At 63.8% G+C, this 25090-nt stretch carries 30 protein-coding genes and 1 riboswitch; of the genes, 26 read left to right on the forward strand and 4 right to left on the reverse strand.

Annotated features, from left to right (window positions below; all coding sequences use genetic code 11):
* Positions 1 to 169: 169 nt before the first annotated feature.
* The 4 genes from KFO72_RS25960 to KFO72_RS25975 all read right to left on the reverse strand — a co-directional run bounded on the left by KFO72_RS25960 (position 170) and on the right by KFO72_RS25975 (position 4005).
* Positions 170 to 697, reverse strand: a complete 528-nt coding sequence (locus KFO72_RS25960; RefSeq protein ID WP_225033370.1) for a hypothetical protein — start codon at positions 695 to 697, stop codon at positions 170 to 172.
* 110 nt (positions 698 to 807) lie between these two features.
* Positions 808 to 1305: a hypothetical protein gene (locus KFO72_RS25965; protein ID WP_054929127.1), complete on the reverse strand. Its 498-nt coding sequence runs from the start codon at positions 1303 to 1305 to the stop codon at positions 808 to 810.
* A gap of 196 nt (positions 1306 to 1501) precedes the next feature.
* Positions 1502 to 2275 carry an SDR family NAD(P)-dependent oxidoreductase gene (locus KFO72_RS25970; RefSeq protein WP_060599608.1) on the reverse strand — a complete coding sequence of 258 codons (774 nt, stop codon included), beginning with the start codon at positions 2273 to 2275 and terminating at the stop codon, positions 1502 to 1504.
* Positions 2272 to 4005 carry an ABC transporter ATP-binding protein/permease gene (locus tag KFO72_RS25975; protein WP_054929125.1) on the reverse strand — a complete coding sequence of 578 codons (1734 nt, stop codon included), beginning with the start codon at positions 4003 to 4005 and terminating at the stop codon, positions 2272 to 2274. The genes KFO72_RS25970 and KFO72_RS25975 overlap by 4 nt, the downstream gene beginning before the upstream one ends.
* 317 nt (positions 4006 to 4322) lie before the next feature.
* Positions 4323 to 4433: riboswitch (TPP riboswitch) on the forward strand.
* 230 nt (positions 4434 to 4663) lie between these two features.
* Between KFO72_RS25975 and KFO72_RS25980 the strand changes: the two genes are divergently transcribed.
* The 26 genes from KFO72_RS25980 (at position 4664) to KFO72_RS26105 (ending at position 24848) form a co-directional block, all read left to right on the forward strand.
* Positions 4664 to 5803 (forward strand): FAD-dependent oxidoreductase, encoded by a 1140-nt coding sequence (locus KFO72_RS25980; protein ID WP_035988929.1) that lies wholly within the window; start codon positions 4664 to 4666, stop codon positions 5801 to 5803.
* A 10-nt stretch (positions 5804 to 5813) separates the two neighbouring features.
* Complete coding sequence (thiS, locus tag KFO72_RS25985) at positions 5814 to 6011, forward strand: sulfur carrier protein ThiS (RefSeq protein ID WP_009771314.1); 198 nt, start codon at positions 5814 to 5816, stop codon at positions 6009 to 6011.
* A 59-nt stretch (positions 6012 to 6070) separates the two neighbouring features.
* On the forward strand, positions 6071 to 6895 hold the full coding sequence (locus KFO72_RS25990) for a thiazole synthase (protein WP_035988932.1): 825 nt from the start codon (positions 6071 to 6073) through the stop codon (positions 6893 to 6895).
* Positions 6892 to 8013: a thiamine phosphate synthase gene (gene thiE / locus KFO72_RS25995; RefSeq protein WP_082670306.1), complete on the forward strand. Its 1122-nt coding sequence runs from the start codon at positions 6892 to 6894 to the stop codon at positions 8011 to 8013. Before KFO72_RS25990 ends, thiE begins: the two co-directional genes overlap by 4 nt.
* Positions 8014 to 8099: 86 nt before the next feature.
* Entirely contained in the window at positions 8100 to 8921 is an 822-nt protein-coding gene (locus KFO72_RS26000; RefSeq protein ID WP_054929124.1) for an ABC transporter ATP-binding protein, read from the forward strand.
* Positions 8918 to 9685 (forward strand): lipid asymmetry maintenance ABC transporter permease subunit MlaE, encoded by a 768-nt coding sequence (gene mlaE, locus KFO72_RS26005; protein WP_035988938.1) that lies wholly within the window; start codon positions 8918 to 8920, stop codon positions 9683 to 9685. The genes KFO72_RS26000 and mlaE overlap by 4 nt, the downstream gene beginning before the upstream one ends.
* A gap of 78 nt (positions 9686 to 9763) precedes the next feature.
* Positions 9764 to 10318 (forward strand): outer membrane lipid asymmetry maintenance protein MlaD, encoded by a 555-nt coding sequence (gene mlaD, locus KFO72_RS26010; protein ID WP_035991115.1) that lies wholly within the window; start codon positions 9764 to 9766, stop codon positions 10316 to 10318.
* 11 nt (positions 10319 to 10329) lie between these two features.
* Positions 10330 to 11262, forward strand: a complete 933-nt coding sequence (locus KFO72_RS26015) for a VacJ family lipoprotein (protein ID WP_062915813.1) — start codon at positions 10330 to 10332, stop codon at positions 11260 to 11262.
* A gap of 137 nt (positions 11263 to 11399) precedes the next feature.
* A complete protein-coding gene (locus KFO72_RS26020) occupies positions 11400 to 12032 on the forward strand; it encodes a phospholipid-binding protein MlaC (protein WP_054929122.1) in 633 nt (210 codons plus the stop codon).
* Positions 12029 to 12334: a lipid asymmetry maintenance protein MlaB gene (locus KFO72_RS26025; protein WP_054929121.1), complete on the forward strand. Its 306-nt coding sequence runs from the start codon at positions 12029 to 12031 to the stop codon at positions 12332 to 12334. Before KFO72_RS26020 ends, KFO72_RS26025 begins: the two co-directional genes overlap by 4 nt.
* Positions 12335 to 12599: 265 nt before the next feature.
* A complete protein-coding gene (locus KFO72_RS26030; protein WP_054929120.1) occupies positions 12600 to 13526 on the forward strand; it encodes an ABC transporter ATP-binding protein in 927 nt (308 codons plus the stop codon).
* Complete coding sequence (locus KFO72_RS26035; RefSeq protein ID WP_225033361.1) at positions 13523 to 14278, forward strand: ABC transporter permease; 756 nt, start codon at positions 13523 to 13525, stop codon at positions 14276 to 14278. The genes KFO72_RS26030 and KFO72_RS26035 overlap by 4 nt, the downstream gene beginning before the upstream one ends.
* A gap of 8 nt (positions 14279 to 14286) precedes the next feature.
* On the forward strand, positions 14287 to 14526 hold the full coding sequence (locus KFO72_RS26040; RefSeq protein WP_007731848.1) for a BolA family protein: 240 nt from the start codon (positions 14287 to 14289) through the stop codon (positions 14524 to 14526).
* Between the two features lie 234 nt (positions 14527 to 14760).
* Positions 14761 to 16023: a UDP-N-acetylglucosamine 1-carboxyvinyltransferase gene (murA, locus tag KFO72_RS26045; RefSeq protein WP_054929118.1), complete on the forward strand. Its 1263-nt coding sequence runs from the start codon at positions 14761 to 14763 to the stop codon at positions 16021 to 16023.
* Positions 16020 to 16718 carry an ATP phosphoribosyltransferase gene (gene hisG / locus KFO72_RS26050; protein WP_054929117.1) on the forward strand — a complete coding sequence of 233 codons (699 nt, stop codon included), beginning with the start codon at positions 16020 to 16022 and terminating at the stop codon, positions 16716 to 16718. Before murA ends, hisG begins: the two co-directional genes overlap by 4 nt.
* Positions 16719 to 16773: 55 nt before the next feature.
* A complete protein-coding gene (gene hisD / locus KFO72_RS26055) occupies positions 16774 to 18096 on the forward strand; it encodes a histidinol dehydrogenase (RefSeq protein ID WP_054929116.1) in 1323 nt (440 codons plus the stop codon).
* Positions 18097 to 18246: 150 nt separating this feature from the next.
* A complete protein-coding gene (gene hisC, locus KFO72_RS26060; RefSeq protein WP_225033362.1) occupies positions 18247 to 19317 on the forward strand; it encodes a histidinol-phosphate transaminase in 1071 nt (356 codons plus the stop codon).
* A gap of 53 nt (positions 19318 to 19370) precedes the next feature.
* The gene (gene hisB, locus KFO72_RS26065; protein ID WP_054929114.1) at positions 19371 to 19958 is read left to right on the forward strand and encodes an imidazoleglycerol-phosphate dehydratase HisB; all 588 of its coding nucleotides are present in this window, start codon (positions 19371 to 19373) and stop codon (positions 19956 to 19958) included.
* A 61-nt stretch (positions 19959 to 20019) separates the two neighbouring features.
* Positions 20020 to 20640, forward strand: a complete 621-nt coding sequence (locus KFO72_RS26070) for a MarC family protein (protein ID WP_054929113.1) — start codon at positions 20020 to 20022, stop codon at positions 20638 to 20640.
* On the forward strand, positions 20637 to 21278 hold the full coding sequence (gene hisH, locus KFO72_RS26075) for an imidazole glycerol phosphate synthase subunit HisH (protein ID WP_035988975.1): 642 nt from the start codon (positions 20637 to 20639) through the stop codon (positions 21276 to 21278). The genes KFO72_RS26070 and hisH overlap by 4 nt, the downstream gene beginning before the upstream one ends.
* A gap of 204 nt (positions 21279 to 21482) precedes the next feature.
* Complete coding sequence (hisA, locus tag KFO72_RS26080) at positions 21483 to 22235, forward strand: 1-(5-phosphoribosyl)-5-[(5-phosphoribosylamino)methylideneamino]imidazole-4-carboxamide isomerase (RefSeq protein ID WP_054929112.1); 753 nt, start codon at positions 21483 to 21485, stop codon at positions 22233 to 22235.
* Between the two features lie 147 nt (positions 22236 to 22382).
* On the forward strand, positions 22383 to 23156 hold the full coding sequence (gene hisF / locus KFO72_RS26085; RefSeq protein WP_225033363.1) for an imidazole glycerol phosphate synthase subunit HisF: 774 nt from the start codon (positions 22383 to 22385) through the stop codon (positions 23154 to 23156).
* A 1-nt stretch (position 23157) separates the two neighbouring features.
* On the forward strand, positions 23158 to 23565 hold the full coding sequence (gene hisI / locus KFO72_RS26090) for a phosphoribosyl-AMP cyclohydrolase (protein ID WP_009771325.1): 408 nt from the start codon (positions 23158 to 23160) through the stop codon (positions 23563 to 23565).
* Complete coding sequence (locus tag KFO72_RS26095) at positions 23562 to 23936, forward strand: phosphoribosyl-ATP diphosphatase (RefSeq protein ID WP_054929111.1); 375 nt, start codon at positions 23562 to 23564, stop codon at positions 23934 to 23936. The genes hisI and KFO72_RS26095 overlap by 4 nt, the downstream gene beginning before the upstream one ends.
* Positions 23937 to 24056: 120 nt before the next feature.
* The gene (locus KFO72_RS26100; RefSeq protein WP_054929110.1) at positions 24057 to 24452 is read left to right on the forward strand and encodes a DUF4870 family protein; all 396 of its coding nucleotides are present in this window, start codon (positions 24057 to 24059) and stop codon (positions 24450 to 24452) included.
* Between the two features lie 30 nt (positions 24453 to 24482).
* Positions 24483 to 24848 (forward strand): histidine triad nucleotide-binding protein, encoded by a 366-nt coding sequence (locus KFO72_RS26105; protein ID WP_007731835.1) that lies wholly within the window; start codon positions 24483 to 24485, stop codon positions 24846 to 24848.
* The last annotated feature ends 242 nt before the right edge of the window (positions 24849 to 25090 follow it).

Here is a 25090-nt window from a genome sequence, read left to right on the forward strand (position 1 = left end):
TTCTTTGCGGCGGCAAAGAAAAGTAGGTGCCGCCCCGCACAGGGGCGACGCTTGAGGCGAGCTAACGAATCGCGGATGCCAAAGTAAAGACAAGCACACCACGCGGCGTTGCCATCGCAAAGCAAAGCAAAGCAAAGCAAAGCAATGCAAACCAAAACGCTACACAGCATCACTTCCCAATAGAAGAAGCCTGAATACTTTCAGGCTGCAACTCAGCGATCTGATCGACGACCATCTTACCGATCAACCCATCAAGCTTGACCGAAGCACTCGAATACCGATCAACCCCAAGCCCACCCGTCTGATACCGCGCGGTGACAAGAATCCGCCCATGCTGAATCAGCGTGAGATCGATCATGGAAAGATACTGAGTCGGTTCGTCGCTGAACGAGCGGCGCCCGTAGTCGACAGACGCGTTGTACACGAGCCGCGCCTCGCACCCGGCCGGCGACGTCCCCGGGTTATACACATCCGAGCGAATCCCGCGCTTATCGAGCGCAAGCTGCAACGCAGGCACGAAGTCGCCAACCGAAACCAGCTGGTTCACCTCGATGCAAACCGCGCTGATCTTCGCGCGCCGTCCGTTGATGAACGTCGGCGACGAATAATTCGACGCGATCGCGTAGCCCGCCTGAATCACGGAACCCGTCGCATCGGCGGCCGTGATCAGCGTCCACGCGCAACCGCCCAGCGACATCAAACAACACGCCGCGAGCGAGAACCGCAAAACATGCGCGAATGAAGTGACGATCACGATGCGCTCGCGAGCAGACTGAGTGAGATAACGTCGGGCCGTGTCAGGAACGCTCAGCGCGCAATGCGCAGACGCAGTTCGTTCTGGCCTTGCACGCTCGCCGTGACGCTCACGCGGCGATCGGCCGTCTTCACGATGAAGTGCTGGCGCGTCGGCGTGTTGATGTCGTGCACGACGTTCGGGAAGCACGCAGCGATATCCGCGCCGATTTCTTCGAGCGGATCGTTAACGAAGCCGTCGGCTTCCCAGTGCGCGCGCCAGCGGCAGTCGTACGAATGCGCGTTGGCGCGGCAGTCGTCGATCGGATCGACGCCCGGCAGCGTCGCGGCAGGCTCGTCGCGCAGCTTCTTGAAGTCGGCGGACGACACGATGTGCGACAGCGCAGGGCAGACGTCGGCGGGCTCGGCCTGCTTCACAGGCGTGGTCTGCGCGGCGTTCGCAGCCGTCGCAAACAGTAGCGCGGCCGTGGCCGTCAGCGCGGCGTCGCGGCCGGACTGCGTGAGACGAAGAGACAAACGGGAAAGCGAGGGGAGGCGGCGGTCGAATGACATGGCAGGTATTTCCAGTGACGTTGAAATTGCGTCGCGGGCTGCGCCAGGGGAGCGTTTGGCCCACGATGCAATCGTCGCTGGAAATGCCCGCGCGCAAAGCACGGAACAGCGCATGCGCTTCGAAAGTGCTTTCGAACTGTTCGAGAGTCTTTCAGGATGTTGCGCCGGCTGCGAGTGCGTAAGACTCGCGCGCCGCTCAACCGAGCGTCAGCCCGCCATCGACATGAATCACCTGACCCGTGATGTGGCGCGCGGAGTCGGAAAGCAGAAAGGCGATCAGCGCGGCAACGTCGTCGGGTTCGGCGACCTGCCCGAGCGGCGTCGCTTCCGCCGCACGTGCCCACGCGGGCGCATTCTCCGCGCTAGGTCCGCGGTCCTTGCGCGTATAACCCGGCGCGACGCAATTCACCGTGACCCCGTGCTGCGCAAGTTCGGCGGCCGCCGTTTTTGCCAGCGACTCGAGCGCGGCTTTCGCGGCAGCCGTGCCGGCAAACGCCGAGTCCGCGCGATAGCGATGCGCGACGAACGAACTCACGGCCACGACGCGCCCGCGTTTCGATGTTTCGAGCGCAGGCGCCGCCCGTTTGACGAGCGCGGCGAACGCAGCGGGCATCGCCGCGAACGACTCCGCGAGCGCATCGAAATCCAGCGTGCCGATGGTTTGACGCTGGGCGTGTCCCGCGTTGGCCACGATCTGGTCGAGCGCGCCAAAACGCGCGAGCGTCTGATGAACGGCATGTTCGGACGCGCCGCGTTCGGCGAGATCGGCGAGCACCGTTGCGCACGTCGCGCCGCTCGCCGCGCAGGTCGCCGCGACCTGATCGAGCCGCGCACGCGATGCATCGTCGGCGCCGCGCGCGTGCAGCATCAGCGCGACGCGCGGCGCGGCGATGCGCCGGGCGAGCGCGGCGCCGATGCCGGAGCCCGCGCCCGTCACCAGCACGACGCTCTCGAACGACGCGTCGCTCACGCGGCCTCGCGCTCGACCGCGCGCTCGATGAACAGCGTATGGTCGTGGAACGCTTCGAGCGTCTTGCGATGCGCGACGCTGACAATCGCCGCGTTCGGCAGACGCTCGATCAGCGCGTTGTAGATGATGCTTTCGTTCTCGGGATCGAGCGCGCTCGTCGCTTCGTCGAGGAACAGGAAGTCAGGCTGTTGCAGCAACGCGCGCGCTGCGGCAAGACGTTGCTGCTCGCCCGGCGACAGCGAGCGTTCCCAATGCGCCGATTCGCCGAGGCGCTCCGCTAGTTCAGGCAAGCGGCACACCGCGAGCACGTCGCGGCACGCTTCGTCCGAATAGGCGGAAGCCTCCGACGGATAACAGAGCGCCGCCTTCAGCGTGCCGATGGGCAGATAGCTGCGTTGAGGGATGAACAGCAGCTTTGCATCCGCGGGCTTTTCGATCGTGCCTTCGCCGAATGGCCACAGGCCCGCGAGCGTGCGCATCAAGGTGCTCTTGCCCGCGCCCGAAGGCCCGCGCACCAGCCAGCGCGTTTTCGGCGCGATGGTGAACGAGCCGACGTTCGCCATCGGCTCGCCGTTGGGACGCTGCAGACGGAGATTCGTCACTTCGATCGAATCGGTATCCGTGACGTGCACGTTGATGCCGCCGTGCGCGGTGCCTTCGACGACCGACTCATGCAGATGCTGCGAGCGCATCACGCGATGGAATTCCCGCAGACGGTTGACGGTGGCGCGCCACTCGGCGAGTGAATCGTAATTGTTGATGAACCAGGAGAATGAATCGCTGACCGTGCCGAACGCGCCCGTCACCTGCTGGTACATGCCGAACGAGATGCTCTTCGAAAAGTATTTCGGCGCCGCCGCGATGTACGGAAAGACGATAGCCAGCTGCGAGTAACTGATGACGACGATATTGAAGCGCCGCGTGAAGCGCATGATGAGGCGCCAGTTTTCGCGGATGTGCGAGAACACGCCCTTGAGCTGCTGCTCTTCCGAGCGCTCGCCCTGATACAGCGCGATCTGATCGGCGTTTTCGCGGATGCGGATCAGCGAGAAACGGAAGTCGGCTTCCACACGCTGTTGCTGGTAGTTGATCGACACCAGCGGATGGTTGACCTTATGCGTGACCCACGAGCCGACGGCCGCGTAGATCAGCGCCGCCCACACCATGTAACCCGGAATCGAAAACTCCGTGCCGAACATGTGGAACGCGAACGCGCCCGACAGATTCCACAGGATCACGATGAACGAGAACAGCGTGACCGTGGTCGACAGCAGGCCGAGCGACAGATTCAGCGAAGCGCTGGCCAACCCTTGCAGGTCGGCGGAAACCCGCTGGTCGGGGTTGTCGGCGAGATTGTCGCGCTCGATCCGGTAGTACGCGCGATCACCCAGCCAGTCGTTCAGATAGCGGTTGGTGAGCCACTGCCGCCAGCGGAATTCGAGCATTTGCCGGAAGTAGGTCCGGTACGAGCCGAGCAGGATCAGCGCGAGCGCAATGACCGTGAACTGCAGCAGCGAATATTTGAAGACGGGATAGTTGTACTGCTGGATCGCGTCGAAGAACGTGCGCTGCCAGCTGTTGAACCAGACGTTGGCCGCGACCATCGTCATATTCATCGCGATGACGAGCGCGAGCAGGCCCCGCGCTTTCCATCGATCCTCGGACACCCAGTAGGGCTTGATGAGGCCCCACGCGGTGATGTCCGCCGGATTTTTCGAGTTGTCGATCATAAGCATCCTTTCATACGGTCAGCCGGGCGGCGACGGGACGCATTGCGCAGCGGCTTGGTGCTGCTGTCGCATCCCGCCGGGTTGATGGCCCGGCTGCGATTGTTCCGGCACCGACTTAATCTGAACTTAAGCGGACGTTTCACCTCGCCTCGGCACAGCCGCGCAAACCCGACAAAGGCCTTGCACTGGCGCGGCATTCCGTCCGCATTGACGCGTGCCATTGTGCCAGAGCAACAGGGAACCTCGCCAAAATCAGCCGCGGCCGATTGAGGTCTGCCCGGGTTTGCGGCGCGCGCAGCTTTTATGGTCTAATGGTCCGGACGAAACAGGGGTGCTTCGTGCGCTGGCAGTCGCTGCAGCGAGGCTGAGAGAGACCCTTCGCACCCGATCCGGGTAATACCGGCGCGGGAAGTTTTCGGGAAGTATTTCCTGGAAGTTCTCCTTCCGCCGGGGCAGCGTTCCCGTTTTTCGTGAGCGCCCATGCCCGGCTGGCCTTGCCCGCCGGTTTCGTCCTTGGGTACGTGCGCACTTTGCCGTACGGAAAGGATTCGATGACCGCTCATTTTTCACCTATTCGCTTTATGGCTGCGGGTTACGCCCGTCGCTTCGTCGTCGGCGCGCGGTTTGCGGCGCGGCAGGTTCGCTTTGGAGCCGCACGATGAGGACTTCTGCTCAACCGGATTTCGCCGTAATCGGCGGCGGGCTGTGCGGGCGTCTCGTCGCGTGGCAACTCGCGGGCGAAGGGCATCGCGTGGCGCTTTATGAGCGCGGCGACGCGGCGGGCTCGCAGGCGGCCGCGTGGGTGGCCGCCGCGATGCTCGCGCCGCTCGCCGAGGCCGCCAGCGCTGAACTGCTGATTACGCGGCTGGGCGCGGCGTCGCTGGAAACGTGGCCGACCTTGCTCGCGCAATTGCCCGAGCCGGTGTTTTTCCAGCGCAACGGCTCGCTGATCGTCTGGCATCACAGCGATCGCGCCGAGGCGCCGCTCTTCGAGCGGCGGCTGCGCGCCAACGCGCCCGCCGAACTGCTCGACGGCGGACTCGTCGCGCTGGCAGGCGCGCAGGTCGGCGCGGCCGAGCCCGCGCTCGCCGGCCGCTTCACGCAAGGCTGGCTGCTGCCGCACGAGGGCCAGCTCGATAACCGCCAGGTGCTGTCGGCGCTGGCTGCGGGACTGGCGCAACGGGGTGTCGAGACACACTGGAACACGTCCGTCGACGACGGCGCGTTGCCGCCCGCGAAGGTTACGATCGATTGCCGCGGGCTGGGCGCGAAGCCCGTCATGCCGACGCTGCGCGGCATCCGCGGCGAAGTCGCGCGCGTGCACGCGCCCGGCATCGATCTGACGCGCCCGGTGCGCCTGCTGCATCCGCGCTATCCGCTCTATATCGCGCCGAAGCAGGACGATCTCTATGTGATCGGCGCGACGGAAGTGGAGGGCGAGGATATGTCGCCCGTCAGCGTGCGCTCGGCGCTCGAATTGCTGAGCGCGGCATTTTCGGTTCATCCCGGTTTCGGCGAGGCGCGCATTCTCGAACTGAACTCGCAATGCCGGCCCACCTTGCCCGACCATCGTCCCGTGCTGCTGTGGGACGGCGCGAGCACGCTGCGCGTGAACGGGCTGTACCGGCACGGCTACATGATCGTGCCCGAAGTCGCGGGCGAAGCAGTGCGGCTCGCGTCGGCGCTGCTCGATGGCCGGGTCGCCGATTCCGACGGTTTTGCCGACTGGCAGCGCAACGCGCGCTGGAGCGAGCTGTTCCGGCTGGACCGCGAGCCCGCCGTCACTCTCAATGTTTGAACTCATAGACATGGACATTCAGATCAATCAGAAGCCGCTGTCGCTGCCCGAAGGCGCGACCGTCGCCGACGCGCTCAGCGCGTACGGCGCGCGGCCCCCGTTCGCCGTCGCGCTGAACGGCAATTTCGTCGCGCGTGGGCAGCATGCGGCGCGCGCGCTGCAGGCGGGCGACAAGCTCGACGTCGTGCATCCCGTCGCGGGCGGCTGAAGCTGAAGTTGCAGCCAAAGCCAGGCCACGAGACGCAAGCCACTGACAAGGAATCACACATGAACTCACACGCGAACGCACCCGCCGACGCGCTCACGCTTTACGGCGAAACCTTCCAGAGCCGCGTGCTGCTGGGCACGTCGCGCTATCCGTCGCTGCAGTCGCTGTCGGATTCGATCGCGGCGTCGAAGCCGGGCATGGTGACGGTCGCGCTGCGCCGGCAGATGAGCGAGGGCGGCGCGGAAGCCGGCTTCTTCGATCTGCTCAAGCGCCACGGCGTGCCGCTGCTGCCGAACACGGCCGGCTGCCAGACGGTGAGCGAGGCGGTGACGACGGCGCACATGGCGCGCGAAGTCTTCGATACCGACTGGATCAAGCTCGAACTGATCGGCGACGACTACACGCTGCAGCCCGACCCGGTCGGCCTGATCGAAGCGGCCGCGCAACTGGTGAAGGACGGCTTCAAGGTGCTGCCGTATTGCACGGAAGATCTCGTGATCGGACGGCGTCTGCTCGATGCGGGCTGTGAAGCGCTGATGCCGTGGGGTGCGCCGATCGGCACGGGCAAGGGCGTCGTGAATCCGTATGGCTTGCGCGTGCTGCGCGAGCGTTTGCCCGACGTGCCGCTGATCGTCGACGCGGGCCTCGGCGTGCCGTCGCATGCATGCCAGGTGATGGAATGGGGCTTCGACGGCGTGCTGCTGAACACGGCCGTGTCGCAGGCCACGCATCCGGAGACGATGGCACGCGCCTTTGCAATGGGCGTCGAAGCCGGCCGCGAGGCTTATCTCGCCGGCCCGATGGCCGAACGTGAAACTGCCCACGCGAGCACGCCTGTCGTCGGCATGCCGTTCTGGCATCAGGATGGGAGCGCTGCGGCATGACGGAGACACTGAAACTCGCGGGCCGCGATCTGTTCTGGCCACCCGCCGACGAACTCACGGAAGCGGCCGAACGCATCCGGGCGCACCTCGGCGACTGGCCGCCGACGCACGTCGACTGGCGTATCTGCCTGACGCCGCCCGACGACGCGAATGGCGGCGACCTGATCGTCTTCACCGACCTGAAGCAAAGCAGCGCGCAGCATGTCGAGCAGATCGCGCGCTGGCAGACCCAGGGCGCGGGTGTGATCGAGGCCGCCGAAGGTCGGGCGGTGCTGCATCTGGGCGGCGTGCGCTATCAGCTGGAAGGCCATCTCGCGGAAGACTGGATTGCCGCGCTCGCAGCGTTCCTCGATTGCGGCTTCGATCCGCACGATGCGCTGGTGCTCGCGCTCGCGTGGCGTGACGGCGACGAAACAAGGTCCGACGATGCGTGGCCTTGCGACATGTCGCACTTCCCGCGCGTCGCCGGTTTGCCGGACGCGCCTGCGCAAGCTTTCGCTGCATGTCCGGACGCACTCGGCCTCTACGCCGTGCTGCCGACCGCGGAATGGGTCGAGCGCGTGGCCGGGTTCGGCGTGAAGACGTTGCAACTGCGTCGCAAGACGGCTGAGCCGGAAGAACTGAAGCGGGAAATCGCACGTTCGGTCGCGGCGGGCCGCGAGCATGGCGCGTGCGTTTTCATCAACGATCACTGGCAGGCGGCCATCGACGCGGGCGCGTACGGCGTGCACCTCGGTCAGGAAGACGTGCATACGGCGGATCTGCATGCGCTGTCGAAGGCGGGCGTGCGCCTCGGCCTGTCGACGCACGGTTACTACGAAATGCTGACCGCGCTGCACTTCCGTCCGAGCTACATCGCGCTCGGCGCAGTGTTCCCGACCACGACGAAAGTGATGCCGACCGCGCCGCAAGGTCTGGCAAGGCTCGCACGCTACGTGAAACTTCTGGACGGCGTCGTGCCGCTCGTCGCGATCGGCGGGATCAGCGGCGATGTGCTGCCGCAAGTGCTCGCTACCGGCGTGAAAAGCGCCGCCGTGGTGCGCGCGATCACGGAAGCTGCCGATCCCGCATCGGCCGCTGCGACGTTACAGAAAGCGTTTTTACAACAAAAAGTTTAGAAAAGTTAAATCGTTAGCGTCGTCAAGGCAGGGTTTGCACGAAGGCCCTATAATTCGGCCTTCCGTGTAAAAGGACTGTCAGCTACGTGCCTTCCTCTTCCGAGACCCTCCTTGAGCTGCGCGACGTCGACTTCGGCTATGGCGAGCGGCTCGTCCTGTCGAACCTGAATCTGCGCTTCAAACGCGGCCAGGTGGTCGCGGTCATGGGCGGCTCGGGATGCGGCAAGACGACCGTGCTGCGGCTGATCGGCGGCCTGGTGCGCGCGCAGCGCGGCCAGGTGATGTTCCACGGGCAGGACATCGGCGCGCAGACGCGTGACGGCCTGTACGCGCTGCGTCGCAAGATGGGCATGCTGTTTCAGTTCGGCGCGCTGTTCACCGACATGTCGGTGTTCGAAAACGTCGCCTTCGCCCTGCGCGAGCACACCGATCTCCCCGAAGAACTGATCCGCGACCTCGTGTTGATGAAGCTCAACGCGGTCGGCCTGCGCGGCGCACGCGACCTCGCGCCGTCGGAGATTTCGGGCGGCATGGCCCGCCGCGTGGCGCTGGCCCGCGCCATCGCACTCGATCCCGAACTGATGATGTACGACGAGCCGTTCGCCGGTCTCGACCCCATTTCGCTCGGCATCACGGCCAACCTGATCCGCGCGCTCAACACGGCGCTCGGCGCGACGTCGATCCTCGTCACGCACGACGTGCCCGAATCGTTCGCGATCGCCGACTACGTCTACTTCCTCGCCAACGGCGGCGTCCTCGCGGAAGGCACGCCGGCCGAGCTGCGCGCGTCGACCGACCCGACCGTGCGCCAGTTCATCGACGGCACGCCCGACGGCCCGTTCAAATTTCACTATCCGAGCAACACGCCGCTCGCTGCGGATTTCGGCATTGGCGGAGGCCGCGCATGATCAGCTTCATCGGCCGTTCCGTCATTTGCGGGCTCGGGCAAACGGGTTATGCGACGCGCATGTTTCTGCGCCTCGTGCTCGAATTTTTCCCGCTGCTGCGCCGTCCGCGTCTTGTCACGAAGCAGATCCACTTCGTGGGTAACTATTCGCTGGTGATCATCGCTGTGTCGGGGCTGTTCGTCGGCTTCGTGCTCGGCTTGCAGGGTTACTACACGCTCAACCGCTACGGTTCCGAACAGGCGCTCGGGCTGCTCGTCGCGCTGTCGCTGGTGCGCGAGCTCGGTCCCGTCGTGACGGCGCTGCTGTTCGCCGGTCGCGCGGGCACGTCGCTCACGGCCGAAATCGGCCTGATGAAGGCGGGCGAGCAACTGACGGCGATGGAGATGATGGCCGTCGATCCTCTGAAAGTGGTCGTCGCGCCGCGCATGTGGGCGGGCATCATTTCGATGCCGATTCTCGCGGCGATTTTCAGTGCGGTGGGCGTGCTCGGCGGTTACGTGGTGGGCGTGCTGATGATCGGCGTCGACGCCGGCGCGTTCTGGTCGCAGATGCAGGGTGGGGTCGATGCGTATCGCGACGTCGGCAACGGTGTGATCAAGAGCATCGTGTTCGGCTTCGCGGTGACGTTCATCGCGCTCTACCAAGGCTACGAAGCGAAGCCCACGCCGGAAGGCGTGTCGCGCGCGACGACCAAGACAGTCGTCTACGCGTCGCTGGCCGTGCTCGGCCTCGATTTCCTGCTGACCGCGCTGATGTTCAGCTAGGCGGTGGCGAGCCAGGCTTCGCGCGGTGCGCCGCGCAGCGCTCACGCCGCGGCGGCATAGATTCTCTTTGGGATGACGATGAAAAAAACTGCTCTCGATTTCTGGGTAGGTCTGTTCGTGGTGCTCGGCTTCATTGCGTTGCTGTTCCTCGCGCTGAAGGCCGGCAACATGAGCTCGCTGTCGTTTCAGGCGACATACCCGGTCAAGCTGAAGTTCGACAATATCGGCGGCCTCAAGGTGCGCGCGCCCGTGAAGAGCGCGGGCGTGACGGTGGGCCGCGTCGAATCGATCGGCTTCGACAGCAATTCGTATCAGGCGCTCGTGACGCTCGATCTCGACAAGCAGTATCAGTTTCCGAAAGACACGTCCGCGAAGATTCTGACGTCGGGCCTGTTGGGCGAGCAGTACATCGGTCTTGAGCCGGGTGGCGACAGCGAAATGCTGAAAGCCGGCGACACGATCACGATGACCCAATCGGCAATCGTCCTGGAGAATCTGATCGGGCAGTTCCTGTATAGCAAGGCAGCGGATTCGGGCGCTGCCAAACCCGGTGCGTCCGCTGCGGCACCTGCGCCTGCGGAGCCGGCTCCTGCAGCGCCGGCTGCGGCTGCTTCGGGTGCATCCGGCCAATAAGGAGAACAACAATGAACACGACACGCTTACGTGTCGCGGGGATCACGCTGGCGGTGGCAGCCCTGGCGGGTTGCGCAACCGTTCAGAATCCGACGAAGGAAGATCCGATCGAGGGCTTCAACCGTACGGTCTTCACCTTCAACGACACGCTCGACAAGTACGCGTTGAAGCCGGTCGCGAAGGGCTATGTGTTCGTCACGCCGCAACCGGTGCGTGACAGCGTCACGAACTTCTTCTCGAACATCGGCGACGTGTACATCGCGGCGAACAATCTGCTGCAGCTGAAGATCGCCGACGGCGTATCGGACATCATGCGGATCGTGATCAACACGATCTTCGGCGTCGGCGGTCTGTTCGACGTCGCGACGCTCGCGAAGCTGCCCAAGCACGACAACGACCTCGGCCTGACGCTCGGCCACTACGGCGTGCCGGCGGGTCCGTATCTGGTGTTGCCGCTGTTCGGGCCGAGCACGGTGCGCGACGGCGTGGGCATGGTGGGCAACTACTTCATCAACCCGCTCACGTACGTGCAGCCGGACAGCGTGAGCTGGGCGCTCTACGGTCTGAACGTGGTCAACACGCGCGCGAACCTGCTGAACGCAAGCGACGTGCTCGAAGGTGCGGCGCTCGACAAATACTCGTTCGTGCGTAACGCGTATCTGCAGCGCCGCCGCTATCTGCTGACGGGCGGCAATGCGTCCACGGGGCTGCCGGACTACGGTAGCGAAGCACCGCTGCCGAAATACGAAGACGTCGACGGCGGCGCGGCAACGACGCCTGCGCCCGCGCCGGCTTCGGCGCCGCAGGCGGCTTCGGGCGCGTCTTCCAACGATGCAGCGGGCGCCGCGCAGCCCGCGTCGGAAACCGACGCGCCGCCGACGGTCCCCGGCGGCCAGATCGTGCCGCCGGCGCACTTCGGCTACCCGTCGCTGAAGCTGCACTGAGGCATGGCACATGCGAGCGGCGTATCCGTCTGTCGTAACACTCGGATACGTTTCTCGCAGTTTGGGCGTGGATTGCGGCTGAACTCGCGTGATATCGTCGCCTCCAACCTAAGCTTATTTTTTTTGCAGGACTGGAAATGAAAAAATTCTTCTTCTTTATCCCGTTTATTGCAGCTCTCTTTGCGTTCAGCGGCGCGGCGTCCGCGCAAGCCGTCGACAGCAGCAACCCGGACACGATGGTCAAGACCGTCACGCAGCAGGTGATCGACGCCGTGCGCGCCGACAAGACGATCCAGAGCGGCAATATCGGCGCCGTCACGAAGCTCGTGAACGAGAAGATTCTTCCGTACACGGACTTCCGCCGCACGACGCAGCTCGCGATGGGCCGCAACTGGCGCACGGCGACGCCGGAGCAGCAGAACGCCGTCGTCGAGCAGTTCAAGACGCTGTTGATCCGTACGTATTCTGGCGCGCTGGCTCAGGTGAGGGATCAGGAAATCCAGTACAAGCCGTTCCGCGCGAGCCCGGAAGACACCGACGTGGTGGTCCGCTCGGTCGTGATGAACAACGGCTCGCCCGTCGAACTCGACTACCGTCTGTACAAGACGCCGCAAGGCTGGCGCGTGTATGACCTGAACGTGCTCGGCGCATGGCTGATCCAGGCGTACCAGCAGCAGTTCAACGAGCAGATCCAGAAGAGCGGCGTCGACGGTCTGATCCAGTTCCTGACGGCACGCAACCAGCAACTCGCGAACGGCAAACAGTCGTGAACAACTTCGTCAGCGCGCCGGTGAGCACGCCCGTCAACACGTTCGAAACCGGCAGCACCTTGACCCACGCGAGCGCGAAGGCCGCGCTCGAGGCCGGTCTCGCGCGCATCGGCGGCGGCGCGACGGCGGTCGACTGCGCGGCACTCACGCAATTCGATTCGTCGGCGCTTGCCGTGCTGCTCGCATGGCAACGCGCGGCGAGCGCGCGCGGCACGCCGCTCGTCGTCGTCAACCTCCCTGCGGGGCTGTCCAGTCTCGCGCAAGCCTACGGTGTCGATACCCTCATCACCGTACGACATTGACGCTCACGCGTCAGTGAGTCGCGCCGCGTTTCAAGCTTTGCGCTGGCTCACGTTCTCCCAAGGCAAGTCGGCCGGTTCGACTTTTGCCCTATAATCAAACGTTTTTTGGCGCGTGGCCGTTTCATCCCGCATCGCGGAAACGGCCGTAGAGGTTGCAAGATAGCGCAAGCGGTCTTTTGCACCCGGCCCCAATTTCGTTCCCCCATGCTTTCGCGCCCTTGCCGGGCGACCTATCAGGCGCTGTCCACCTTGACGGCGCACAGTCATGTCAGCGATTGAAATTCGTAACGTCAGGAAGCGCTACAAGGATCTGCAAGCGCTCAAAGGCGTCAGCTTCACCGTCGAACAAGGCGAATTCTTCGGGCTGCTCGGTCCGAACGGCGCCGGCAAGACGACGCTCATCAGCATCCTCGCCGGTCTCGCCCGCGCCGATGAAGGCAGCATCACGGTTCACGGCCACCACGTCGTCGACGACTTTCGTCTTGCGCGCCGCGCGCTCGGCGTCGTGCCGCAGGAACTCGTGTTCGATCCGTTCTTCACCGTGCGCGAGACGCTGCGCATCCAGTCGGGCTACTTCGGCTTGCGCAAGAACGACGACTGGATCGACGAAGTGATGGCCAATCTCGATCTCACCGAAAAAGCCGACGCGAACATGCGCGCGCTGTCGGGCGGGATGAAGCGCCGCGTGCTGGTCGCGCAGGCGCTGGTGCACCGGCCACCCGTGATCGTGCTCGACGAGCCGACGGCAGGCGTCGATGTCGAACTGCGCCAGACGCTGTGGAAATTCATCTCGCGCCTGAACCGCGAAGGGCACACGATCGTGCTGACCACGCACTATCTGGAAGAAGCCGAATCGCTGTGCGACCGCATCGCGATGCTGCGGCGCGGTGAAGTCGTCGCGCTGGAACGCACGAGCACGCTGCTTGAACGTTTCGCCGGCACGCAACTGTTCATCCGTTTCGCGCAGGGCGTGCTGCCCGCCGAATTGCGGGCGCTCGAAGTCGATCCCACCAATGTCAACGGACGTCAACATCTGCTGCGCCTGTCGAGCTACGACGACGTGGAGCGCATCCTCGCGCAATGCCGCACGGCGGGTTGTACGTTCGAGGAAATCGAGGTCCGCAAGGCCGACCTCGAAGACGTGTTCATGCAGGTGATGAACGGGCCGGAAGTGGTCGAGGGGTTGGCATGAGCGGTTTCCGTACGTTGTTCTACAAGGAGCTACTGCGCTTCTGGAAAGTCTCGTTCCAGACGGTGCTCGCGCCCGTCGTTACGGCATTGCTGTATCTGACCATTTTTGGCCACGCGCTGCGCGATCACGTGCAGGTCTATCCGGGTGTGCTGTACACGAGCTTTCTCGTGCCGGGCCTCGTGATGATGAGCGTGCTGCAGAACGCGTTCGCGAACAGTTCGTCGTCGCTGATCCAGTCGAAGATCACGGGCAATCTGGTGTTCGTGCTGCTGCCGCCGCTCTCGCATTGGGAAATGTACGGCGCGTATGTGCTCGCGGCTGTGGTGCGCGGATTGAGCGTCGGGCTGGGCGTATTCATCGTCACGGTCTGGTTCATTCCGATGAGCTTCAGCGCGCCGCTTTATATCATCGCGTTCGCGGTGCTCGGTTCGGCGATTCTCGGCACGCTCGGTCTGATCGCGGGCATCTGGGCCGAGAAGTTCGACCAGCTCGCCGCGTTCCAGAATTTTCTGATCATGCCGCTCACGTTTTTGTCGGGCGTGTTCTACTCGACGCATACGCTGCCGCCCGTGTGGCGCGAAATCTCGCGGCTGAACCCGTTTTTCTACATGATCGACGGCTTTCGTTATGGCTTCTTCGGTATGTCGGATATCAATCCGCTATGGAGCCTTCTGATTGTCGGCGGTTTCTTCGTCGTGGTGGCCGTGCTGGCGATGCGCATGCTCGCTTCCGGCTTCAAGCTGCGTCACTAGGAGCACTCATGCTACCCACTCCCGAACAGGTCAAGAATTACATCGCGGCCGGCCTTCCTTGCGAGCATCTCGAAGTGGAAGGCGACGGCCAGCATTTCTTCGCGACCATCGTGTCGCCGAATTTCGAAGGCAAGCGACTGATTCAACGGCATCAACTCGTCTATGCGGCGCTTGGCGACCGCATGCGCGAAGAGATCCACGCGCTCAGCATGAAAACGCTGACGCCCACCGAATGGCAAAGCGCCTGACTCGCGTATCGACACTACGCGGAAACACCTGCTGTCTGTCGGAGGACGGCGCTCGATAACCTGGCTGCAAGAGCGGAAGAACAAGCTGCACAAAAAAGCTTTAGACGTGGCTGCAAATTAGCTGGAACATTAGTGCGACTTACACAAGAGAATCGCGACGCCGCAAACGGCGCCGCAGCAACCGCCCACAACAAGACGCCCGCAGGCGGACGGGCAGATCAGGAACAAACAGGCATGGACAAACTCGTGATTGAAGGCGGGCAAAAGCTCGCTGGTGAGATCGTTGTTTCGGGTGCGAAGAACGCGGCGTTGCCGATCCTTTGCGCAGGCTTGTTGAGCGCGGAGCCCGTTCATCTCGAGAACGTGCCCGATCTGCAGGACGTGCGCACGACGCTCAAACTGCTCGGCCAGATGGGCGTCCGCACGGAAAGCAGCGACGGAAAGGTGCTGCTCGACGCTTCGAAGGTCGACAATCTGGTCGCGCCGTACGAACTCGTGAAGACGATGCGCGCGTCGATTCTGGTGCTCGGCCCGCTGGTCGCGCGCTTCGGCGAGGCGAAGGTGTCGCTGCCGGGCGGCTGCGCAATCGGCGCACGTCCGGTCGACCAGCACATCAAGGGCCTGCAGGCGATGGGCGCCGAGATCAACATCGAGCACGGCTTCATCGAAGCGCGCGCGAAGCGTCTGAAGGGCGCGCGCATCATCACCGACATGATCACCGTCACGGGCACCGAAAACCTGCTGATGGCAGCCGTGCTCGCGGAAGGCGAGACGGTCATCGAGAACGCCGCGCGCGAGCCGGAAGTCGGCGATCTGGCCAATCTGCTGGTCGCGATGGGCGCGAAGATCGACGGCATCGGTACGGACCGCCTCGTGATTCAGGGCGTCGACAAGCTGCACGGCGCCACGCACACGGTCGTACCGGATCGTATCGAAGCGGGCACGTTCCTGTGCGCGGTCGCGGCGGCGGGCGGCGACGTCACGTTGCGTCACGTGCGTCCGCAGATTCTCGAAGCCGTGACCGACAAGCTGCGCGAAGCAGGCGTGACGATCGAAGAGGGCGACGACTGGATGCGCGTGCGCATGAGCCAGCGTCCGAAGGCCGTGTCGTTCCGCACGTCGGAATACCCGGCGTTCCCGACCGACATGCAGGCACAGTTCATGGCGCTCAACGCACTGGCGGAAGGCACGTCGCAAGTGGTCGAAACGATCTTCGAAAACCGCTTCATGCACGTGCAGGAACTGAACCGTCTCGGCGCGAACATCACGATCGACGGCAAGACGGCGCTCGTCAACGGCGTCGAGAAACTGTCGGGCGCGAAGGTGATGGCCACCGATCTGCGCGCGTCGGCGAGTCTGGTGATCGCGGGCCTGTGCGCCGATGGCGAAACGCTGATCGACCGCATCTACCACCTGGATCGCGGCTACGACCGGATGGAATCGAAACTCACCGCAGTCGGCGCGAAGGTGCGCCGCATCAAGGGTAATCAGGCATGAGCGAATTGCCGCAAACGTCGTCGTCGCCAGCAGTGGGCAAGCCGCTGACGCTCGCGCTGTCGAAGGGCCGCATCTTCGAGGAAACGGTGCCGCTGCTCGCGGCAGCGGGCATCGAAGTGACGGAAGACCCGGAAACGTCGCGCAAGCTGATTCTGCCGACCACAGATCCGAACCTGCGCGTCATCATCGTGCGCGCCACCGACGTGCCGACGTACGTCGAATACGGTGCCGCCGATTTCGGCGTCGCGGGCAAGGACGTGCTGATCGAGCACGGCGGCGGCGGTTTGTATCAGCCGATCGATCTGGACATCGCGCGCTGCCGGATGTCGGTGGCGGTCGCCGCCGGCTTCGACTACGCGAACGCGGTGCGCCAGGGCGCGCGCCTGCGCGTCGCCACGAAGTATGTGCAGGTGGCGCGCGAACACTTCGCAGCCAAGGGCGTGCACGTCGATCTGATCAAGCTGTATGGATCGATGGAGCTCGCGCCGCTGGTGGGTCTCGCCGACGCGATCGTCGACCTGGTCAGCTCGGGCGGCACGCTGCGCGCCAACAATCTTGTCGAGGTCGAGGAGATCATGCAGATCTCGTCGCGCCTCGTAGTGAACCAGGCGGCGCTGAAGCTCAAGCGCGCCGCGCTGGCGCCCATTCTCAACGCGTTCGAGCGCGCGTCGCAACGCACCGACGCAACGGCCTGACGCAAAGGCCCGCAGCCGAGTCTGACTCGCGCGCCTTACCGAAACGGATACCAGCATGTCTATCAAGATTCGCAAACTCGATTCCAGCACTGAGAATTTCCAGAAGTCGCTGCATGCGGTGCTCGCGTTCGAAGCGAGCGAAGACGAAGCGATCGAACGCTCGGTCGCGCAGATTCTGGCCGACGTGAAGGCGCGCGGCGATGCCGCCGTGCTCGACTATACGAACCAGTTCGACCGCCTGAATGCGAAAGATGTCGGCGCGCTCGAACTGCCGATGGCGGAACTGGAAGCGGCACTGGAAGGCCTGGAACCGAAGCGCCGCGCGGCGCTCGAAGCGGCGGCGGCGCGCGTGCGCGGCTATCACGAGAAGCAGAAGATCGAATGCGGCAGCCATAGCTGGCAGTACACGGAAGCCGACGGCACCGTGCTTGGCCAGAAGGTGACGCCGCTAGACCGTGCGGGTATTTACGTGCCGGGCGGCAAGGCGGCGTATCCGTCGTCGGTGCTGATGAACGCGATTCCGGCGCGTGTGGCCGGCGTGCGCGAAATCGTCATGGTCGTGCCGACCCCGGACGGCGTGAAGAACCCGCTCGTGCTAGCGGCGGCGCTGCTGGGCGGTGTGGACCGCGTGTTCACGATTGGCGGCGCGCAGGCGGTCGGCGCGCTCGCCTACGGCACGCAGAGCATTCCCGCCGTCGACAAGATCTGCGGTCCCGGCAATGCGTATGTCGCGTCGGCAAAGCGCCGCGTGTTCGGCACGGTCGGGATCGATATGATCGCCGGTCCGTCGGAAATTCTCGTGCTGTGCGACGGCACGACCGATCCGCGCTGGGTCGCGATGGACCTGTTCTCGCAGGCCGAGCACGACGAGCTCGCGCAATCCATTCTGCTGTGCCCGGACGAAGGTTTCATCGCGCGCGTCGAAGACGCCATCAACGAACTGCTGCCGACGATGCCGCGCCGCGACGTGATCCAGGCGTCGCTCGAAGGGCGTGGCGCGCTGATCAAGGTGCGCGACATGGAGCAGGCATGCGCGATCGCCAACGACATCGCGCCGGAACACCTCGAAATTTCCGCGCTGGAGCCGCAGCAGTGGGCGCAACAGATTCGCCATGCGGGCGCGATCTTCCTCGGCCGCTACACGAGCGAAAGCCTCGGCGATTACTGCGCGGGGCCAAATCACGTGCTGCCTACGTCTCGTACCGCACGTTTCTCGTCGCCCCTCGGCGTCTATGATTTCTTCAAGCGTTCCAGCCTGATCGAAGTGAGCGCGGACGGTGCGCAGACGCTCGGTGAAATCGCCGCTGAACTGGCGTATGGCGAAGGCCTGCAGGCGCATGCACGCAGCGCCGAGTACCGGATGAAGAACCCAGGCTGACCTTGCGGCGAGCCGCCTTTTCACGCGGGCAACCCCCGCGCTGATTTCGAGACGGCTCCGTTTTCACGAAAGCAGAGAACTCAACCCGGGTCGGCTGCGAGCCGCCCCTATTGCGCTGTCGCCTGCCAGAGGGCGGGCGCGCCCCACGCCATGACGACACCTCAAGACATCATTCGCCGCGACGTGCTCGCGATGACGAGCTACCCCGTTGCCGATGCGACGGGCCTCGTGAAGCTCGATGCAATGGAGAATCCGTTTCCGCTTCCGGAAGCGCTGGCCGCGCAACTCGGCGAGCATCTGGCGGGCGTCGCGCTGAACCGCTATCCGGCGCCGCGTCCGCAGGCGCTCATCGAGAAGCTCAAGCGCGTGATGAACGTGCCGGCGAACTGCGAGGTGCTGCTCGGCAACGGCTCGGACGAACTGATCAGCATCGTCTCCGTGGCCTGCGCGACGCCGGGCGCAAAGGTGCTGGCGCCCGTGCCGGGCTTCGTGATGTACGCAATGTCGGCGAAGCTCGCGGGCATGGAGTTCGTCGGCGTGCCGTTGAACGCCGACTTCACGCTCGACGTGGAGTCGATGCTCGCCGCTATCGCTGAACACCGGCCTGCCGTGATCTACCTGGCGTTTCCGAACAACCCGACGGGCACGCTGTTCGATCCGGCCGATATGGAGCGCATCATCGAAGGGGCGAGCGGAAGCCTCGTCGTGATCGACGAAGCGTATCAGCCGTTCGCGCAAGAGAGCTGGATGCCGCGCGCGGCAGACTTCGACAACGTCGTCGTGATGCGTACCGTGTCGAAGCTGGGCCTCGCGGGCATCCGCCTGGGTTACATGGCGGGCCGCATGGAATGGATCAACGAATTCGACAAGGTGCGCCCGCCGTACAACGTCAACGTGCTGACGCAGGCAACGGCCGATTTCCTGCTCGATCACATCGACGTGCTCGACGCGCAGGCTGCGCAATTGCGCGACGAACGCGCGAAGCTGGCGCAAGCCGTCGCCGCGCTGCCGGGCGCCAAAGTGTTCCCGAGCGCGGGCAATTTCCTGCTCGTGCGCGTGCCGGATGCATCGGCGACGTTCGAAACCCTTCTAACTTCGCGGGTTTTGATCAAAAACGTGAGTAAAATGCATCCATTGCTCGCGAATTGCGTGCGTTTGACGGTCGGCTCGCCGGAAGAAAACGCGCAAATGCTCGCCGCGCTAAAACTTGTGCTGAACTGAAGCCAGCACTTTCACAACCCCACTTTTTTCAAAGTCAGATTCGAGGAATTGCCATGCGCCTTGCGGAAGTCGTTCGCAACACCAGCGAAACGCAGATCCGTGCAACGATCAACCTGGACGGCACCGGTCAGCAGAAGCTGGCCACGGGCGTGCCGTTCCTCGATCACATGCTCGACCAGATCGCACGTCACGGGCTGATCGATCTGGACATCGAAGCGCATGGCGATACGCATATCGACGACCACCATACCGTCGAAGACGTCGGCATCACGCTTGGCCAGGCCGTTGCAAAGGCCGTCGGCGACAAGAAGGGCATTCGCCGCTACGGACATTCGTACGTGCCGCTCGACGAAGCGCTGTCGCGCGTCGTGATCGATTTTTCCGGACGGCCGGGGCTCGAATTCCACGTGCCGTTCACGCGTGCGCGCATCGGCACGTTCGACGTCGATCTCTCTATCGAATTTTTCCGCGGCTTCGTCAATCATGCCGGCGTTACGCTGCATATCGACAACCTGCGCGGCCTGAACGCGCATCATCAGATGGAAACGGTGTTCAAGGCTTTCGGCCGCGCATTGCGCATGGCCGTCGAGCTGGATGAGCGCGCGGCGGGGCAGATTCCGTCGACCAAGGGCAGCCTCTGAGCGACGCGTAGCCACCCATGCCACCCAAAGGACCGGCTGCGCGGCGCGCGGCCGGCTTGAGATGGACATCATCAAGTCGTTTATTTCGCTGCTGGCGTTGATCAACCCGGTGGGCGCGATACCGTTCTTTCTGAGCCTGACGTCGCAGCAATCGTCCGCCGAACAGCGCCGCACGATCCGTATCGCGTCGATTTCGGTGTTCTGCGTGATTGCCGTGAGCACGTTGCTCGGGCAGCAGATCATCCGCTTTTTCGGCATTTCGATCGGCGCGCTCGAAGTGGGCGGCGGCATCATCATGCTGCTGATGTCGATCAGCATGCTGAACGCGCAGGTCGGCAATGCGCGCTCGACGCCCGAAGAGCGTCACGAGGCGGAGATGAAGGACAACATCGCCGTCGTGCCGCTGGCGATCCCGCTGCTGACGGGACCGGGCTCTATCAGTACTGTCCTAGTCTATTCGGCCAGCTATCCTCATTGGTACGAGCGGATTACTCTGATTGGCATCGGCGCTGTGATTGCGGCGCTGTGCTTCGGATCGCTGAGTCTTGCCGAACCGATTGCCCGCTGGGTCGGTCGGACGGGAATCAACATCGGTACCCGGCTGATGGGTTTGATGTTGTCGGCGCTGGCGGTGGAGTTCATCGTCAACGGATTGAAGGCGTTGCTGCCTAATTTGAAATGAAAACTTCGATTGCGATTGTGGATTACGGAATGGGCAACCTGCGCTCGGTCGCCCAGGCGTTGAAGAAGGCCGCGCCGGAAGCGGACGTGGCGATCGTCGACAAGCCCGAAGCGATCCGCGCGGCGGACCGCGTGGTGCTGCCGGGCCAGGGCGCGATGCCCGACTGCATGCGCTCGCTCGGCGAGTCCGGCTTGCAGGACGCCGTCGTCGAAGCGTCGCGCAGCAAGCCCCTGATGGGCGTGTGCGTCGGCGAGCAGATGCTGTTCGACTGGAGCGCGGAAGGCGATACGAAGGGCCTGGGCCTGTTGCCGGGCAAGGTTGTGCGCTTCGATCTCGAAGGCCAGTTGCAGGACGACGGCTCGCGCTTCAAGGTCCCGCAGATGGGCTGGAACCGTGTCCGTCAGGCGCAGCCGCACCCGTTGTGGGACGGCGTCGCCGACAACGCGTTCTTCTACTTCGTGCACAGCTATTACGTCGTGCCGGAAAACGCCGCGCATACGTCGGGCGAAACCGTGTACGGCGTGCCCTTTACCTCGGCAGTGGCGCGGGATAACATTTTTGCGACCCAATTCCACCCGGAAAAGAGCGCCGACGCGGGCCTGCGCGTGTATCGCAACTTCGTGCACTGGAATCCCTGATCCCCGGCCGTCAGCATCTTTAACCGTCCATGTCCTCCGTCCGGCCTTGCTGCCTCGCTCATGTGCCTATGCATTCGAAGCCCGTCGGCAAGGTCGCCGAAAGACATGTACTAAACTAGCGGAACGGCCTGGCGCCGGCCCCGGCCCCGGCCGGATTTGCCGCCAGCCGAACTTCAATTTTTTTCCTGACAACACCCGATTGCTATGCTGCTGATCCCCGCCATCGACCTGAAAGACGGTCAGTGTGTACGCCTCAAACAGGGCGATATGGACCAGGCGACGATTTTCCACGAGGAACCGGCGGTGATGGCCCGACATTGGGTCGACCGCGGCGCGCGGCGCCTGCACCTCGTCGACCTGAACGGCGCGTTCGCCGGCAAGCCGAAGAACGAAGACGCGATTCGCGCGATCATCGAAGAAGTCGGCGGCGAGATTCCCGTGCAACTGGGCGGCGGCATCCGCGACCTGAACACGATCGAACGCTATCTGGACGACGGCCTCGAGTACGTGATCATCGGCACGGCGGCGGTGAAGAACCCCGGCTTCCTGCTCGAAGCGTGCACGGCGTTCGGCGGCCATATCATCGTCGGCCTCGATGCGAAGGACGGCAAGGTCGCCACCGACGGCTGGAGCAAGCTGACGGGCCACGAAGTCGCGGACCTCGCGCGCAAGTTCGAGGACTACGGCTGCGAGTCGATCATCTACACGGACATCGGTCGCGACGGCATGCTTCAGGGCATCAACATCGAGGCGACGGTGCGCCTTGCGCGCGCGGTGAAGATTCCCGTGATCGCGAGCGGCGGCCTGTCGAACATGGGCGATATCGACGCGCTGTGCGAAGTGGAAGCCGAAGGCATCGAAGGCGTGATCTGCGGCCGTGCGATCTATTCGGGCGACCTGGACTTCGCCGCGGCGCAGACACACGCGGACCGTTTGCGCGAATCGGACGACGCCTGAGCGTCGGGTTTTCCGCGCATCGCGCGCGCCTGAAGCATCGTTCACAGGCGCGCGGAGCGTCCGGCATGCCGGCCTTGCGCCGTTCTCCTGCAATTCACGCATGGGCGAACGGCCTCACCAGCGGTATTGGCAAGAAATAGCAAGATCATGGCTTTAGCTAAACGCATCATTCCCTGTCTGGACGTCACGGCTGGCCGCGTGGTCAAGGGCGTCAACTTCGTCGAATTGCGCGACGCGGGTGACCCTGTCGAAATCGCGCGCCGCTACGACGAGCAGGGCGCGGACGAACTCACGTTCCTCGATATCACCGCCACGTCGGACCAGCGCGACCTGATCCTCCCGATCATCGAAGCCGTGGCTTCGCAGGTGTTCATTCCGCTGACGGTCGGCGGCGGCGTGCGCGCCGTCGAAGACGTGCGGCGGTTGCTGAACGCGGGCGCGGACAAGGTCAGCATGAATTCGTCGGCAGTGGCGAATCCGCAGCTCGTGCGCGATTCGACCGACAAATACGGTTCGCAGTGCATCGTCGTCGCGATCGACGCGAAGCGCGTGTCGGCCGACGGCGAAGCGCCTCGCTGGGAAGTCTTCACGCACGGCGGGCGCAAGAAGACGGGCCTCGACGCCGTCCAATGGGCGCGCAAGATGGCCGAACTCGGCGCGGGCGAAATCCTGCTGACCAGCATGGACCGCGACGGCACGAAAAGCGGCTTCGACATCGCGCTGACGCGCGCCGTGTCGGACGCGGTGTCCATTCCCGTCATCGCGTCGGGCGGCGTCGGTTCGCTGCAGCATCTGGCCGACGGCATCAAGGAAGGCCGCGCGGACGCTGTGCTCGCCGCGAGCATCTTCCACTATGGCGAGCACACGGTCGGCGAGTGCAAGCACTTCATGGCCGATCAGGGCATTTCGGTGAGGTTGTAACGTGAATCCGTCTGAAGTCGGCTGGCTCGACAAGGTGAAGTGGGACGCGAACGGCCTCGTGCCCGTGATCGCGCAGGAAGCGTCGACTAACGACGTGCTGATGTTCGCGTGGATGAACCGCGAAGCGCTGTCGAAGACGATCGAAACGGGGCGCGCGGTCTATTTTTCCCGCTCGCGCCAGCGCCTGTGGTTCAAGGGCGAAGAGTCGGGCCATGTGCAGCATGTGCATGAGGTGCGGCTCGATTGCGACGAAGACGTCGTGCTGCTGAAGGTCGAGCAGGTGTCGGGCATCGCCTGCCACACGGGCCGGCATTCGTGCTTTTTCCAGAAATTCGAAGGCTCGGTCGATGCCGGCAACTGGGTTGCCGTCGATCCCGTGCTGAAAGACCCCGAACACATCTACAAATGACGCAAAACTCGCAATCGACGAACGATACGCTTCGGCGTCTCGCTGCCGTTATCGACAGCCGCAAGGGCGGCGATCCCGACGCTTCGTACGTGTCTCGCCTGTTCCACAAAGGCGACGACGCGGTGCTGAAGAAGATCGGCGAGGAAGCCACGGAAGTCGTGCTGGCCGCGAAGGACGTGCGCCTCGGTGCGGAGCGCAAGGCGCTGGTCGGCGAAGTGGCCGATCTGTGGTTTCATTGCCTCGTGATGCTGTCGCACTTCGACCTGAATCCCGCCGACGTTCTGGCCGAGCTGGAACGCCGCGAAGGGCTGTCGGGCATCGAAGAAAAAGCATTGCGCAAGAGCCGCGAGCGCGAGCAGAACGGCGACTGAGCACGCGCAGGACATGACCGCGCGCGCAGATGCACGCGCGGCGAAACACGGCGAAGAGACGAGACACGCAGCACCGGCACAGCAACAGTATCCATTCGCACGCTCCAGGAGGACGCAAGCATGGAACAGTCGCACGGCGGTTATCCGCCACCGTCGTATCAGAGCGCAGTCGAAATCGACCGGCAGCGCAGCCTGCGCACGCTGACGCACATCATCTACGCGCTCTATGCCGTGTACTGGCTGACGGGCGGCATCTCGGTGCTGGTCGCGATCATCATCAACTACATCAAGCGGCCTGAGACCATCGGCACGCCATACGAAGCGCATTTCGACTGGCAGATCCGCACGTTCTGGATGGGACTGATTGGGCATCTGATCGGCGTTGCGCTGTTCATCGTGCTGATCGGCGTGCCTATTCTGTGGGCTGTCGCGATATGGACCTTGTACCGTATCATCAAAGGCTGGCTGTATCTGTACGACAACAAGCCGCTGACGAATCCACGCGGCTGGTTCTGAGCAGCGCCGCGTTCGCTGTCCACCTAGACCATGAGCCACGATCCCAATTGCCTGTTCTGCAAGATCGCCGCGGGCGAGATCCCGTCGACGAAAGTCCACGAAGACGACGAGTTCGTCGCGTTCCGCGACATCCGTCCGGCGGCCGAAACGCATGTGCTCGTGATACCGCGCAAGCACATCGAGACGCTCTCGAACTGTACCGAGAGCGATTCGGCCCTGCTTGGTAAAATGCTCATATTGGTTGCACGTCTCGCCGATCAGCTGGGCGTCGCGTACAAAGGTGGGCAGACCGGTTTCCGCACGGTCATCAATACGGGGCCTGGCGGTGGGCAGGAGGTCTATCACCTGCACGCGCATCTGCTGGCGGGACCGCGCCCGTGGTTGAGGATGGGCTGAGGGCGGGTCAAACAGGCGCGTTGGCGGACGTTCGGTGAGAAACGAGCGACAAAGATTCGCCGCATCCGCTTTTTGACTACGCACAATGGCGGGCCGGGCATCGCGACGTCGTTATTTAATGTAGGGATGTAACGACAGCGACTCGCAGACATGTTCATAATGGGACCGAGGGCGCTGACGCAATAAGGCGGCGTCGGCGGTAGTTTTGCACACGGGGTGCGTTCTTGTGGCGCGCTTCGATT

The sequence above is a fragment of the Paraburkholderia sp. XV genome (genome assembly GCF_020177535.1).
GTDB classification, from domain to species: Bacteria; Pseudomonadota; Gammaproteobacteria; order Burkholderiales; family Burkholderiaceae; genus Paraburkholderia; species Paraburkholderia caribensis.